Here is a 12,855-nt window from a genome sequence, read left to right as displayed (position 1 = left end):
CGTTTTTCCCGCGACAATGTGCCCACCTCCCCTTGCCAAGGCTGGACATAATTTGCGATCAAGCATAGAACGCGCCGGATTGACGGGGAATCTATGGCCGTATTGTGTCCGGAATTGCCGGTTTCCAAAGGGGCGTTGCGGTTTCCGCAGACTTTGCGTGAGAGGATGGTTTAGCCGTGAGCGAACACGAGACAACAAGCGAATCCCTGGGCGAGCCCACTCGCCGTGATTTTCTTTACCTGACCACGGGTATGGCGGGCGTCGTGGGCGGCGTAGCTGTCGCCTGGCCGTTCATCGACCAGATGCGTCCGGACGCATCGACGCTTGCGCTCGGCGCCATCGAGGTCGATGTCTCCAGCTTGACCCCCGGCATGTCCCTGACCGTCAAGTGGCGCGGCAAACCGGTTTTCATCCGCAACCGCACGGACAAGGAAGTCGAGGAAGCCAAGGCTGTTGCGCTTTCCGACCTCAAGGACCCGGTTGCCCGTAACGCCAACATCGCGGCCGACGCGCAGGCGACCGATCTCGACCGCTCTGCCGGGGCGAGCAAGGAAAACTGGATCATCATGGTCGGCGTCTGTACGCATCTCGGCTGTATTCCGCTCGGCCAGGCCGGCGATTTCGGCGGATGGTTCTGTCCCTGCCACGGTTCGCACTACGACACTGCTGGACGTATCCGTAAGGGTCCGGCCCCGGAGAACCTCGCTGTGCCGACCTTCGCGTTCGTATCCGACACAGTCATCAAGATCGGTTGAGGGGACACCTGATAATGAGTGCTGAACATTCCACCTACCAGCCGACGACTGGCATCGAGAAGTGGGTCGATTCGCGCCTGCCTCTGCCGCGCATGATCCATGACAGCTTCGTCTCCTACCCGGTTCCGCGCAACCTGAACTATGCCTACACCTTCGGCGCCATGCTGTCGGTGATGCTGATCGTACAGATCCTGACCGGTATCGTTCTGGCGATGCACTACATCGCCAGCGTCAACGAGGCCTTCGTCTCGGTCGAGAAGATCATGCGTGACGTGAACCACGGCTGGCTCTTGCGCTACATGCACGCCAACGGCGCGTCCTTCTTCTTCATCGCTGTCTACCTGCACATTGCACGCGGCCTCTACTACGGCTCCTACAAGGCACCGCGCGAAATCCTCTGGATCCTCGGCGTCGTCATCTACCTTCTGATGATGGCAACCGGCTTCATGGGCTACGTTCTGCCCTGGGGTCAGATGTCCTTCTGGGGCGCCACGGTTATCACCGGCTTCTTCTCGGCCTTCCCGTGGGTCGGCGAATGGATTCAGCAGTTCCTGCTGGGCGGCTTTGCCGTCGATCAGCCCACGCTGAACCGCTTCTTCGCGCTGCACTACCTGCTGCCCTTCATGATCGCCGGTGTTGTCATCCTGCACATCTGGGCGCTGCACGTCACCGGCCAGACGAACCCGACCGGCGTCGAAGTGAAGTCCAAGACCGACACGGTCCCCTTCACTCCCTATGCGACGCTCAAGGACGCGCTCGGCGTCTCGGTCTTCCTGATCGCGTTTGCCTGGTTCGTCTTCTACATGCCGAACTATCTCGGCCACCCGGACAACTACATTCCGGCGGACCCGCTGAAGACGCCTGCCCACATCGTTCCGGAATGGTACTACCTGCCGTTCTACGCGATGCTGCGCGCCATCACCTTCAACGTCGGCCCGATCGACTCCAAGCTTGGCGGCGTCCTCGTGATGTTCGGCGCGATCATCGTGCTGTTCTTCCTGCCCTGGCTCGACACGTCGAAGGTCCGTTCGGCCGTCTACCGCCCCTGGTACAAGCTGTTCTTCTGGCTGTTCGTGGTGAATGCCATCCTGCTCGGCTGGCTCGGCGCCATGCCCGCAGAAGGCATCTACGTCGTCCTCTCGCAGCTCGGTACGCTCTACTACTTCGGTTTCTTCCTCGTCATCATGCCGGTGCTCGGCCTGATCGAGACCCCGAAGCGCATTCCGAATTCGATCACGGAAGCGGTTCTGGAAAAGAAGAACGCCAAGTTGGCCAAGGCCTGAGAGCGAGCGAAAGGAACTAAGACAATGAAAAAGCTTGTTGCAGGCATTCTGTCGCTCGCACTCGTCGCCGGTCTCGGCGTCTCCTTCGCCGTGGCGGAAGAGGCTGCCCCCGCCGCCGGTGCCGGAGCGGAACACGCCACGCCCCATTTCCCGATGCATAAGCCCCGGGAGCAGGACTGGACCTTTGCCGGTCCGTTCGGCAAGTACGACAAGGGCCAGCTGCAGCGCGGCCTGAAGGTCTACACCGAGGTCTGTGCCGCCTGTCATTCGATGAGCCTCGTCGCCTTCCGCACGCTGGAAGGCCTGGGATATTCGGAAGCGCAGGTAAAGGCCTTTGCGGCGAATTACGAAGTGCAGGACGGCCCGAACAGCGACGGTGAGATGTTCACCCGCAAGGCCGTTCCGTCCGACCACTTCCCGTCGCCTTTCCCGAACCAGCAGGCGGCTGCGGCCGCGAACAACGGTGCGGCGCCGCCGGACTTCTCGCTGATCGCTAAGGCGCGCGGCATCACCCGCGGCTTCCCGCAGTTCGTCTTCGACATCTTCACGCAGTACCAGGAAGGTGGCCCGGACTACATCTACTCGTTGCTGACAGGTTACGACGAAGAGAAGCCGGCGCATATCGAAGTCGCCGAAGGCACGCATTTCAACCCGTACTTCGCCGGTGCAGCCGCACTCGCCATGGCCAAGCCGATCTCCGACGATCAGGTCACCTATGACGACGGTTCGCCGCAGACGGTCGACCAGTATGCCCACGACGTCTCCGCCTTCCTGATGTGGGCCGCCGAGCCGCATCTCGAAGCACGCAAGCGCACCGGCTTCATGGTCATGATCTTCCTGGTGATCTTCACCGGCCTGATCTACCTGACGAAGAAGTCGGTCTACGCGAACAAGGAACACTGAGCGGTTCTACCGCCCGGTCAAAAGGCGGCCTTCGGGCCGCCTTTTTTGTTGTGGGGCAGTTCTGCACCTGCAATAACCCCAGAAGCTCTCCGCAGTCGGGAAAACCCATGTCTACCGTTGAACAAGAACTCGTCGCCGCGATCCGCAGCATTCCGGACTATCCCAAACCCGGCATCATCTTCCGCGACATCACCACCATGCTCGGCAATCCGCGCGCTTTCCGCCGCGCCGTGGACGAGCTGGTGCATCCCTATGCCGGCATCGGCATTGCCAAGGTCGCCGGCATCGAGGCACGCGGCTTCATTCTCGGCGGCGCCATGGCGCACCAGCTGTCGACCGGCTTCGTGCCGATCCGCAAGAAGGGCAAGCTGCCGCACGAGACGGTGCGCATCGCCTACAGCCTGGAATACGGCGTGGACGAGATGGAAATGCACAAGGACGCCATCAAGCCCGGGGAGAAGGTTATCCTCGTCGACGACCTCATCGCGACGGGCGGCACGGCGGAAGCGGCGGTAAAACTGCTGCGCCAGATCGGCGCCGACATCGTCGCCGCCTGCTTCGTCATCGACCTGCCGGAAATCGGCGGCCGCAAGAAGCTGGAAGCATTGGGTGTGGAAGTGCGCACCCTGGTGTCCTTCGACGGGCATTGAGCCCGTCGCCTACCCTCAGACGAATTCCAGTACGGTACTCTCGAAACGGATGACCGGCTCGCCGTTCTGGTTGCGACCGGCGCAGAGGATCGAATTGATCAGCCGGTCCTTCCGCGTCGCGAGTTCGCGGGAGGCCAGCAGCGTCACCGAATAGGTGATGGTGTCGCCCGCGAAGACCGGCTTCAGCCAGCTGAGCTTGGTGAAGCCGGGTGAAGGGCCGAGATTGGGGGGCACGATGCCTTCGGCGGCGAGGCGTTTGCATTCGCCGAGCCAGAACGGCACGAAGCATTTCATCCAGCCCGCGCTGGTGTGCCAGCCTGAGGCGCAGAGGCCGCCGAAGAGCGCGTTCTTGGCCAGTTCCTCGTCGAGATGGAAGGGTTGCGGGTCGTAGCTCTCGGCAAAGCGGATGATGTCTGCGGCGGTAAACGTATTGCTGCCGATCTCGACGGCCTCGCCGAACGGGTAGAGCTCAGCCATCCGCATGGTCGGCACCCTTTCCGGCAACGCGCATCATGTTGATATATTCCGAGACGGCGACGAGTTCGCCGCGCTGGTTCGTCACCTCGGCGCGCATGCGCACGATGCCGATCTCGGGGCGCGAGCGCGAGAGGCGGGCGTCCAGCACCGCGCAGTGCCCGCCAAGCGTATCGCCGGCAAGCACCGGACGCTTCCATTCCATGAGGTCGACGCCGGGTGAACCTTCGGAGGTCGAGCCGTCAATATAGGCCTCGAAAAGCATGCGCATCATCACGGCACTGCTGTGCCAGCCGGAAGCGGCAAGGCCGCCAAGAATGCTGGCGCGCCCGGCGGCCTCGTCCATGTGCATCGGCTGCGGGTCGAATTCCCGCGCGAAGGCGATGATCTCGTCCGCCGTCATCGTGCGCTTCGAAAAGTCGAAGCGCCGGCCCGGCGTAAAGTCTTCAAACGTGTAGTTGGGCACCGTCTCGTCCATCCTGTTGCGGGCAGACAATGGCGAGCGAGGCGTCGTTTTGCAAGCTCTTGCCAGCGGGCAACGGACGGGTAAGGTGCGCGCGACGCCGCGCGAGGAGACGACGACATATGCAGACGCTGAAATCCGTGCTCGACGGTGCGGCCGGCGAGGGGATTCTCTCCGCCGAGCAGGCAGGCACGCTGCTGCGCTATATGGAAGCACGCGGTGTGGCACTTGGTGCACCGCCCGAAGCGCGCGTGCTCGATATCGCCGGCCCTGCCGAAGACCGGGCCATCGCGCCCGTCGAGGACACGGAAGCGCCGCGCTTCATCCGCGGCTTCCATGACGTGCTGATCACCATCGGCGTGGCCATCGTCATGGCGGGCGTCTGGGGCATCGGCGCCTTCCTCGCCGCGCTGCCGGCCATCATCATCCTTGCGGAAATCCTGGTGAAGCGGCAGCGTCTCGCCTTGCCCGCCGTGCTGCTGACCCTTCTCTATGCGCACTGGATCGCCATCACGACGATCCTGCTTCTGGACGATGTTCTGGGTGCGGAGAAAAACCGCTATCTCGATTTCCTGCTGACCATGCTGCCCTTCGCGATCCTGCTGCCGCCGTTCTACTGGCGCTACCGCATTCCGCTGTCGCTCAGCCTCTGGTTCCTGTCGCTGGCGGCCGTGGCGCTCGGCCTCGTCTTCCTTGCGCTGGCGCGGCTGACGGGCAGCGCCGATCTCATTGCCACCCAGCCCATGCTCTCGGCCGGCATCTTCCTTGCCGCCGCGCTGGTCCTGTTTGCCGTGGCGATGGCCTATGACCTCTCGGACCGGTTTCGCGTCTCGCGCCGCTCCGACATTGCCTTCTGGCTGCATCTGGTGACGGCGCCGGCGCTGCTCTATTCTACGCTGTGCTTCGTCTTCCTCGGTGATTTCGCCAACGATACACTGTTCAGCAGCGACAAGGGCCTGCCGGAGGCGTTGATCATCGTCGCTATCGTCGTCGTGCTGATGGGGATCGGCCTTGCCATCGACCGGCGCGCCTTCGTCACCTCGGGCCTGCTGTCGCTCGGGCTTGCCACGGCAAGCCTGCTCCAGCGCACGGCGGCGGCACCCGAAAGCTATGTTTTCCTGACGCTCCTGATCGTCGGCGTCGTCGTCTTGACCATCGGTATCGGCTGGCCGCATTTCCGGCGCTGGACGGTGACGCCGCTGCCTTTGGCGCTCAAAGAAAAACTGCCGCCCCTCCGGTGAGGGACGGCAGTTCGAAAATGCCGGATATCTTGCCGCTTACGTGTTGAAGCGGAAGTGGATGACGTCGCCGTCGTTGACCACGTATTCCTTGCCTTCGTCGCGGCCCTTGCCGGCTTCCTTGGCGCCGACTTCGCCCTTGTAGGCGATGTAGTCGTCATAGGCGATGGTGAAGGCGCGGATGAAGCCGCGTTCGAAGTCCGTGTGGATCACGCCGGCGGCCTGCGGGGCCTTGGTGCCGCGCACGATGGTCCAGGCGCGCGTTTCCTTCGGGCCGACGGTGAAATAGGTGATGAGGTCGAGCAGGTGGTAGCCGGCGCGGATGAGCCGGTCCAGGCCCGCTTCCTCAAGGCCGAGTGCCGAGAGGAATTCAGCCGCTTCTTCCTCGGGGAGCTGCGCGACTTCGGATTCGATTGCAGCCGAGATGACGACGCATTCGGCTCCCTGTTCCCTCGCCATGGCGGCGACGGCTGCGGTGTGTTCGTTGCCGGTCGAGGCATCGGCTTCCGCGACGTTGCAAACGTAGAGAACCGGGTGCGAGGTCAAGAGGTTCAGACCCTTCAGGACCTCGATTTCCTCCGGCGCCAGCGTCTTCAGGAGAATACGGGCCGGCTTGCCCTCGTTGAGCAGCTTCACCACGGCTTCCATGATCGGCAGCTGGGCGAGCGATTCCTTGTCCTTGCTGGCCGCGCGCTTGCGGGTCTGCTCGACGCGGCGCTCCAGGCTCTCGAGGTCGGCGAGCATCAGCTCGGTCTCGATCGTATCGGCATCGCCGACCGGATTGATGCGGCCCTCGACATGGGTGATATCGTCATCCTCGAAGCAGCGCAGGACGTGCACGACGGCGTCGACTTCACGGATATTGGCGAGGAACTTGTTGCCGAGGCCTTCACCCTTCGAGGCGCCGCGCACGAGGCCGGCGATGTCGACGAAGGAGATGCGCGTCGGAATGATTTCCTTGGAGCCCGCGATGGTGGCGAGCGCCTTCATGCGCGGATCGGGAACCGCCACTTCGCCGGTGTTCGGCTCGATGGTGCAGAAGGGATAGTTCGCAGCCTGCGCTGCCGCCGTCTTGGTCAGCGCGTTGAAGAGGGTCGACTTGCCGACATTCGGCAGACCGACGATACCGCATTTGAAGCCCATGGAGATGGTCCATTCGTCGTAAGAAAATCGTTGCCCTCGCTATGGGGGATGGGAGGGGCAGGGTCAAGACCCCGCCGTTCGCAGGACTGCCAAGTGACGCCGCAGGGCCTTGAACTCACGCCTCTTGCAATGCACAATAGGCCAACATCGCTCGAAGCCAATGTCATGAGGAGCTTCCGATGAGCAATGGTGACACGACCCTCATCCCGAAGACGACCACCAAGCCGAAGATCGAACGGCCGAAGCTTTACAAGGTCCTGCTCGTCAACGACGACTACACGCCGCGCGAATTCGTCGTGCTGGTGCTGAAGGCGGTGTTCCGCATGGCGGAGGAGACGAGCTACCGGGTCATGATGACCGCTCACAAGATGGGCACCTGTGTGGTCGTCATCTGCGCGCGCGACATCGCCGAGACGAAGGCGAAGGAAGCGACGGATCTTGCCAAGGAGGCAGGCTATCCGCTGCTCTTCCAGACGGAGCCGGAGGAATAGGTCTCAGGGGCGACGGATCTGGAATCCGGTCTTGTCCTGCTTGAAGCCGCAGCTTGCGTAGAAATCGGCAGCACCGGTATCGCCGCGACCCGTGAGCAGCATCACCTTGTAGCAGCCGGCCTGCCATGCCCTATCCACGGCGTGTGCGAGGACGGCGCGGCCCAGGCCCGTGCGGCGGGCGGCCTCAGCGGTGACGACGTTCTCGATCAGCGCATAGGGCGCGCCGGCGCGCGTCAAGTTCGGCACCACGACGAGGGTGCATGAGGCGAGGGGGATATCGCTCTTGACGGCAAGATAGACCGTCATGCCCGGCTGGGCGAGGATGGCGGCGAAATGCGCTTCCGCCGTTGCCGCGTCCATCGGTGGATCGTCGGGATTGAGCTCGGCATAAAGCGCGAGCAGGCCGGGAAGATCGACCAGCTTTGCGGGGCGAAGGATGGCATCATCGGCCATGTCAGTCGCCCTTGTTGCCGAGCAGCTTCTTCAGCATCTCCGCCATCGGGCCTGTCGCGGGCAAAATCTTCGGCTGGTTGTGGTTGCGCGCCTGACGAATGTGGGACTGGCCGGCGGGCTTCTTTTCGGGAGCGGGCTTCTCCTCCGGCTTGCTGCCGGTGGCGAGCGCCAGCTTGTTCATCAGCTGCGAATCCTCGCCACGCACCAGCATATCGGCATTGAGCGCGAGCTCGTCGAGCAACGGGTCGAGCCAGGTATGGTCGGCTTTGGCGAAATCGCCGAGCACGTGGTTCGTCACGAGTTCCTTGGCGCCGGGATGGCCGATGCCGAGGCGAAGCCGCCGGTACTCCCTGCCGCAATGGGCGTCGATCGACTTGATGCCGTTGTGCCCGCCATGGCCGCCGCCGATCTTGATGCGCGCTTTGCCAGGCGCGAGATCCAACTCGTCATAGATCGCGACGATGTCCTTGGGCGCGAGCTTGTAGAAGCGCATCGCTTCTCCCACGGATTCGCCCGAGAGGTTCATGAAGGTCTGCGGCTTGACGAGCAGCACCTTCTCGCCGGCGATCTCGCCTTCGGCGATCTCGGCCTTGAACTTCTTCGACCAGGGCGAGAACGGGTTCTTGCGGTGGATCGCGTCCAGCGCCATGAAACCGATATTGTGGCGGTTGCCCGCATATTTTGCGCCCGGATTGCCGAGCCCCGCGATGATCTGCATGGAAGTGGTCCGCACAATGGTTCGTTACGCCTTCACCACCGCGAAAGCAGGCGGAAGTCAACCGTCCTCGGTCAATTCTTCGCGCCGTTGTGGGCCGTGCGCGCGTCCGGCGGCAGGCCGTAGGCGGTGAAGATGCGGTCTTGCTCGCCGCTCAGGATGAGCTTGTCGAGTTCGGCCTGAAGCCCCTTGATGAGGCCCTGCGGTGTCTGCCTGTTGCAGGCGAGCCCGTAGACCTGGCCGGCCATCAACATGGCTTTTTCAACGGCGTATCCGTCCTTGACCAGCTTTTTGTAGGTCTTGATCGAAGTCGGCATCAGGTCGATGCGGCCGGAGATGAGTTTGCGCAGCGTGATGTCGATATCGGCGGCGAGGTCGATGTCCTTGAAGCCGACCAGTTCAAGCGCTTCAACGGCAAAATCGCCACGCTGCGAGCCGACCTTGAGCTCGCGCGCCTTGACGATCGTCAGGCCGGCATGGGCGTCGCCCTTGCGCTTGAGGAGAACCATCTGGTCCTTCAGCAGCGGATTGACCCAGATGAAGCGCTCGGCGCGCTCACGGTTGTAGCCCGTCGTGAAGACGCAGGTGTTTGGCTGGTTCTCGGCCATGGCAAAGGCGCGGGCCCAGGGCATGATCTCCAGCGAATAGTCGATGCCGGCGGCCTTGGCGATCGTCTCCACCTGGTCGACCGCGATACCGGTGATCTTGCCGTCCTTGGTGTAGTTGAAGGGTGCATATTCTTCGGTCACGAAATGGATCGTGTCGGCGAGCGTGGAGGAGAGGGGGGCAAGCGACAGGCAAAGCGTCAAAAGCAGTGTCTTCATCGTCTTGTCCCTCAAACCGTCAGGAGGCCACGGCCCGGCGCTCGGGCACGTCGGGCATTGCAAATTCGTCCAGCTTTTCGAGCAGCGCGTCAAGCGGCAAGGGCTTGCTCAGCAGATAGCCCTGGCCGAATTCGATGTTCATGCCTTGCAGGATATCCCACTGCTCCGTCGTCTCGATGCCTTCGGCCACCACCGCGCATCCCATCTGGTGCGAAATGGTGCGGATACCTTCCACGAGCATCCGGCTCTTGCGGCGCACGTCCGACTGGTCGGAGGACAGCGAGCGGGTGAAGGACTGGTCGATCTTGACGATATCGACGGGGAAGCGGTTGAGGTAGCTGAGCGAGGAGTATCCCGTGCCGAAGTCGTCGAGCGCAATGCGGCAGCCGAGATCGGAGAGGGCGTCGAGGACGTCGCGCACGACGGGATTGTCGAGCATCAGTACGGCCTCGGTGATCTCTATGACGATGCGCGAGGGCGTGATGCCGTTTTCGAGGAGGAGCGTCGCGATGCGGGCGGGCAGGGCGGGCTCGAATTGCAGCGGCGAGAAGTTGACCGCGAGATACGTGTCGCCAAGGCCAGCGAGCTTCGAGATGACGGCAAGGCTGGCGATGGATTTCGTCAGAATGCAATCGCCGATACGGCCGATAGAGCCATTCTCCTCCGCAATGCCGATGATCTCGGCCGGCGGCAGGATGCCGTGTTCGGGATGGCGAAGGCGCATCAGCGCCTCGAAACCCGCAACACGTCCGTCGGCAAGGCTGACGATCGGCTGGAGATGGGCGGTGAACCAGTCGTCGCGCAGGCCCTGGTCGATGTACTGCTCGGTTTCGAGCCGCTTGCGGGCGATGTCGACCATGTTGTTGTCGAAGAGCTGGACGCCGTTTTTGCCGTCGCGCTTGCGCGCATACATGGCCATGTCGGATTTCTGCAGCAGGCAGGCGGCGGTGGCGGCATGGTCGGGATAGACCGCGATGCCGATGCTGGCGCTGACATTGAGTTCCGCGCCGTTGACCACCAGCGGCGCGCGCAGGCTCGCGACCAGGCGGTCGCTGATATCCATGGCGAGCTGGCGGGCATTGGGAGCGGCCAGCAGGATGGCGAACTCGTCGCCGCCAAGGCGGGCGATCACGTCATTGGCGCGCAGCTGCCGGCGCAGGCGCATCGCCACCTGGCAGAGCACGTCGTCGCCGCTGGCATGGCCGAGATTGTCGTTGATCCACTTGAAGCGGTCGAGATCGACGAAGAGGCAGGCGAGCTCCTGGCCGAGCGCATCGGCTTCACCGATCAGCTCGTCCAGCACGGCCTCGAAGCCCTGGCGGTTGAGCAGACCCGTCAGATGGTCGGTGATCGCCTGGTGGTGGTTGCGGGTCTCCGCCTCCTTGAGGTCGGTGACATCGGTCATGACCGAAAGCGACAGTGCCTGCCGGCCGCTGCTCGCGGCCGCGCCGGTTTCCAGGATCAGCACGTCGATCACGCTGCCGTCGGCGCAGCGGAAGCGCACCGTGACCTCGCAGATGCCGCTATCTGACGTATCATGGCGCTTGCGGTAGGCGGCGCGCGAATCCTCTTCGACGAAGTCGGTGAAGCCTTGGCCGATCACCTGTTCGCGGCGGTAGCCTGTCGCGGTCAGCCAATAGTCGCTGACGGCCGTGATGCGGTTTTCCGCATCGATGGAAAACAGCATGGCCGGGGTGAAGTTGTAGATATCGGTGGCGCGGGCATGCGCCAGCTTCAGTTCGTTCTCCTCGCGCTCCAGCTTGCTCTGCATCTCGTTGAAGTTATGGGCGAGCGCGCCCATCTCGTCGTTCGAGGTCCAGTCGACATGGTGGCGGGAGCCAAGCCGGCGCGTCGCCTCGATCGCGGCGGTCAGGCGCATCAGCGGGCGGATGATGGTGATGCGGTTGCCGATGATGGTTGCGGTAAAGAGGGTTGCGACGGCAAAGAAGAAGATCGCGAAGATGCTGATCTCATCCTTGGAGAAGCGCGAGAACAGGCCCTCCTTACGGATCCAGATTTCCGCCGTGCCGACCTTCTTGATGCCGCCGGCCGCCTTGTAGAGGATGTCGGCCTTGACGATGGAGCGGGCGTCGTCCGGGTCGGGCGAGATGGCGGGCCTGCTGATGTCGATGACATCGGACGTATCGCGCACATGCACATAGCTGATATCGGCATCGGCCTGCAGGGCTGAAACGATCTGGTCGACGCTGTCCTTGTCGAAATCCCATAGCGGCTTGCCAAGCGCCTGGACATTCGCCTCAAGCAGCACTTCGGTATTGTGCAGGCGCTCGCGCGCGACGCGGTCGGAGGAAAGGATCAGGAAGAGGACGAAGAGCGGTGCGACGAAAACGAGCAGGGCGCCAATGACGATGGCAATGAAGCGGCTTTCAACCGAATGCATTTTCATGCCGGTCGTTCCTGCGCCAGGTTGCAAAGCCAGTTCATGGTGCCCCTCTTTGGCTTTTGCCAATTTTCCCCGGGACCTAGATTTTCATCAAAGTCTTAAATGTTGCTAAAATGGTCATTCGCAAAAGTGCTGATAATTCAAACTTCCCGTTGGGGTAGTGCGGTTTCGTGCGGGCAAAGAAAAACCCCGCGCCTTGGGTAAGGCGCGGGGTTTCGAGAAAGATCCCGGAAAATGGGATTATTCTGCGGAGCCTTCGGCGTCTTCCTGCTTCACGCCGGCTGCCGGGGTGGCAATCGTGGCGATGGTGAAGTCGCGGTCGGTGATGACCGGGCTCGTGCCCTTCGGCAGCTTGATGTGCGAGATGTGGATACCGTCGCCGACCTTGAGGCCGGAGAGATCGGCCGTCAGGAATTCCGGAATGTCGCCGGCCAGAGCGTGCAGCTCGACTGCGTGGCGAACGATGTTCAGGACGCCGCCGACCTTGATGCCCGGGGACTTCTCTTCGTTGACGAAGTGAACCGGCACTTCGACGACGACGTGGGTGTTACCCGAAACGCGCAGGAAGTCGACATGTACGGTGAAGTCGCGGACCGGATCCAGCTGGAAGTCCTTCGGCAGAACCTTGATCTTCTCGCCGTTGACGTCGATCGTGGCGACCGTCGTCTTGAAGCCGCCAGCGTGGATACGCTGCGTGACGTCCTTCGTCGAGAGGGCGATGGACAGGGGGGCCTGCTTGTCGCCATAGATTACTGCAGGAATAAGGCCGTTGCGGCGAAGTTCACGGGAGGACCCCTTACCAACCCGTTCGCGCGTCTCGGCCTTGAGCTCGTAAGTTTCGTGGCTCATGGCTTTACCTTTCGTGTGTTACTGGAGAGTTTTCCACGGCTGGCGCGTTCGCCGGCAGCGCAAAACTTGAGGATTTCGTGAAAGCCTCATCCACGTTGCCTCCAAGGGTGTCTACGCGGACGGGGCTCCATAGCCAAGAATGCCCGGAAATGCAAGGCCCGGCCCTCGATTGCGCCAGGATTGACACGCCGCCGTCACGATTGGATGCTC

The 12,855-nt window shown here is 62.6% G+C and carries 14 protein-coding genes; 6 read left to right on the top strand and 8 right to left on the bottom strand.

The window, feature by feature from the left end; genetic code table 11:
• The first annotated feature begins 176 nt into the window (after window positions 1-176).
• The 4 genes from petA to MUO32_RS14485 all read left to right on the top strand — a co-directional run bounded on the left by petA (window position 177) and on the right by MUO32_RS14485 (window position 3,591).
• Window positions 177-755: a ubiquinol-cytochrome c reductase iron-sulfur subunit gene (gene petA, locus MUO32_RS14500; RefSeq protein WP_257949023.1), complete on the top strand. Its 579-nt coding sequence runs from the start codon at window positions 177-179 to the stop codon at window positions 753-755.
• Between the two features lie 14 nt (window positions 756-769).
• Entirely contained in the window at window positions 770-2,038 is a 1,269-nt protein-coding gene (locus MUO32_RS14495; protein ID WP_257949022.1) for a cytochrome b N-terminal domain-containing protein, read from the top strand.
• Between the two features lie 24 nt (window positions 2,039-2,062).
• Window positions 2,063-2,941, top strand: a complete 879-nt coding sequence (locus MUO32_RS14490; protein WP_257949021.1) for a cytochrome c1 — start codon at window positions 2,063-2,065, stop codon at window positions 2,939-2,941.
• Between the two features lie 107 nt (window positions 2,942-3,048).
• Window positions 3,049-3,591: an adenine phosphoribosyltransferase gene (locus MUO32_RS14485; protein ID WP_257949020.1), complete on the top strand. Its 543-nt coding sequence runs from the start codon at window positions 3,049-3,051 to the stop codon at window positions 3,589-3,591.
• Between the two features lie 15 nt (window positions 3,592-3,606).
• On the opposite strand, the gene MUO32_RS14480 is transcribed toward MUO32_RS14485, so the two are convergent.
• Together MUO32_RS14480 and MUO32_RS14475 are read right to left on the bottom strand one after the other, a co-directional pair.
• The gene (locus tag MUO32_RS14480; RefSeq protein ID WP_257949019.1) at window positions 3,607-4,074 is read right to left on the bottom strand and encodes a MaoC family dehydratase; all 468 of its coding nucleotides are present in this window, start codon (window positions 4,072-4,074) and stop codon (window positions 3,607-3,609) included.
• Window positions 4,061-4,531 carry a MaoC family dehydratase gene (locus MUO32_RS14475; protein ID WP_374708651.1) on the bottom strand — a complete coding sequence of 157 codons (471 nt, stop codon included), beginning with the start codon at window positions 4,529-4,531 and terminating at the stop codon, window positions 4,061-4,063. Before MUO32_RS14475 ends, MUO32_RS14480 begins: the two co-directional genes overlap by 14 nt.
• Window positions 4,532-4,650: 119 nt before the next feature.
• Here MUO32_RS14475 and MUO32_RS14470 point away from each other — a divergent pair, with 119 nt between their 5' ends.
• A complete protein-coding gene (locus MUO32_RS14470) occupies window positions 4,651-5,769 on the top strand; it encodes a hypothetical protein (RefSeq protein WP_257949017.1) in 1,119 nt (372 codons plus the stop codon).
• A 36-nt stretch (window positions 5,770-5,805) separates the two neighbouring features.
• On the opposite strand, the gene ychF is transcribed toward MUO32_RS14470, so the two are convergent.
• On the bottom strand, window positions 5,806-6,909 hold the full coding sequence (gene ychF, locus MUO32_RS14465) for a redox-regulated ATPase YchF (RefSeq protein WP_257949016.1): 1,104 nt from the start codon (window positions 6,907-6,909) through the stop codon (window positions 5,806-5,808).
• 179 nt (window positions 6,910-7,088) lie between these two features.
• Between ychF and clpS the strand changes: the two genes are divergently transcribed.
• On the top strand, window positions 7,089-7,400 hold the full coding sequence (gene clpS, locus MUO32_RS14460; RefSeq protein WP_257949015.1) for an ATP-dependent Clp protease adapter ClpS: 312 nt from the start codon (window positions 7,089-7,091) through the stop codon (window positions 7,398-7,400).
• 3 nt (window positions 7,401-7,403) lie between these two features.
• On the opposite strand, the gene MUO32_RS14455 is transcribed toward clpS, so the two are convergent.
• The 5 genes from MUO32_RS14455 to MUO32_RS14435 form a co-directional block, all read right to left on the bottom strand.
• Window positions 7,404-7,853 (bottom strand): GNAT family N-acetyltransferase, encoded by a 450-nt coding sequence (locus MUO32_RS14455; RefSeq protein ID WP_257949014.1) that lies wholly within the window; start codon window positions 7,851-7,853, stop codon window positions 7,404-7,406.
• A 1-nt stretch (window position 7,854) separates the two neighbouring features.
• Complete coding sequence (gene pth / locus MUO32_RS14450) at window positions 7,855-8,571, bottom strand: aminoacyl-tRNA hydrolase (protein WP_257949013.1); 717 nt, start codon at window positions 8,569-8,571, stop codon at window positions 7,855-7,857.
• Window positions 8,572-8,642: 71 nt separating this feature from the next.
• A complete protein-coding gene (locus MUO32_RS14445) occupies window positions 8,643-9,392 on the bottom strand; it encodes an ABC transporter substrate-binding protein (protein WP_257949012.1) in 750 nt (249 codons plus the stop codon).
• Between the two features lie 19 nt (window positions 9,393-9,411).
• Window positions 9,412-11,793 (bottom strand): bifunctional diguanylate cyclase/phosphodiesterase, encoded by a 2,382-nt coding sequence (locus MUO32_RS14440; RefSeq protein ID WP_257949231.1) that lies wholly within the window; start codon window positions 11,791-11,793, stop codon window positions 9,412-9,414.
• A gap of 243 nt (window positions 11,794-12,036) precedes the next feature.
• Window positions 12,037-12,645, bottom strand: coding sequence for a 50S ribosomal protein L25/general stress protein Ctc (locus tag MUO32_RS14435; RefSeq protein ID WP_257949011.1), 609 nt, complete (start codon window positions 12,643-12,645; stop codon window positions 12,037-12,039).
• Between the last annotated feature and the right edge of the window lie 210 nt (window positions 12,646-12,855).

Source organism: Shinella sp. CPCC 101442 (assembly GCF_024704725.1).
Lineage (GTDB): Bacteria > Pseudomonadota > Alphaproteobacteria > Rhizobiales > Rhizobiaceae > Shinella.
Note: the sequence above shows the minus strand (reverse complement) of the source record. Positions and strands in the feature narration are given on the sequence as shown.

Excerpts from the sequence above, each read along its gene's own strand:
- MUO32_RS14495 (WP_257949022.1), top strand. The coding sequence starts at position 770 with ATGAGTGCTGAACATTCCACCTACCAGCCGACGACTGGCATCGAGAAG.
- MUO32_RS14490 (WP_257949021.1), top strand. The coding sequence starts at position 2,063 with ATGAAAAAGCTTGTTGCAGGCATTCTGTCGCTCGCACTCGTCGCCGGT.
- MUO32_RS14485 (WP_257949020.1), top strand. The coding sequence starts at position 3,049 with ATGTCTACCGTTGAACAAGAACTCGTCGCCGCGATCCGCAGCATTCCG.
- MUO32_RS14480 (WP_257949019.1), bottom strand. The coding sequence starts at position 4,074 with ATGCGGATGGCTGAGCTCTACCCGTTCGGCGAGGCCGTCGAGATCGGC.
- MUO32_RS14470 (WP_257949017.1), top strand. The coding sequence starts at position 4,651 with ATGCAGACGCTGAAATCCGTGCTCGACGGTGCGGCCGGCGAGGGGATT.
- ychF (WP_257949016.1), bottom strand. The coding sequence starts at position 6,909 with ATGGGCTTCAAATGCGGTATCGTCGGTCTGCCGAATGTCGGCAAGTCG.
- clpS (WP_257949015.1), top strand. The coding sequence starts at position 7,089 with ATGAGCAATGGTGACACGACCCTCATCCCGAAGACGACCACCAAGCCG.
- MUO32_RS14455 (WP_257949014.1), bottom strand. The coding sequence starts at position 7,853 with ATGGCCGATGATGCCATCCTTCGCCCCGCAAAGCTGGTCGATCTTCCC.
- pth (WP_257949013.1), bottom strand. The coding sequence starts at position 8,571 with ATGCAGATCATCGCGGGGCTCGGCAATCCGGGCGCAAAATATGCGGGC.
- MUO32_RS14445 (WP_257949012.1), bottom strand. The coding sequence starts at position 9,392 with ATGAAGACACTGCTTTTGACGCTTTGCCTGTCGCTTGCCCCCCTCTCC.
- MUO32_RS14440 (WP_257949231.1), bottom strand. The coding sequence starts at position 11,793 with ATGCATTCGGTTGAAAGCCGCTTCATTGCCATCGTCATTGGCGCCCTG.
- MUO32_RS14435 (WP_257949011.1), bottom strand. The coding sequence starts at position 12,645 with ATGAGCCACGAAACTTACGAGCTCAAGGCCGAGACGCGCGAACGGGTT.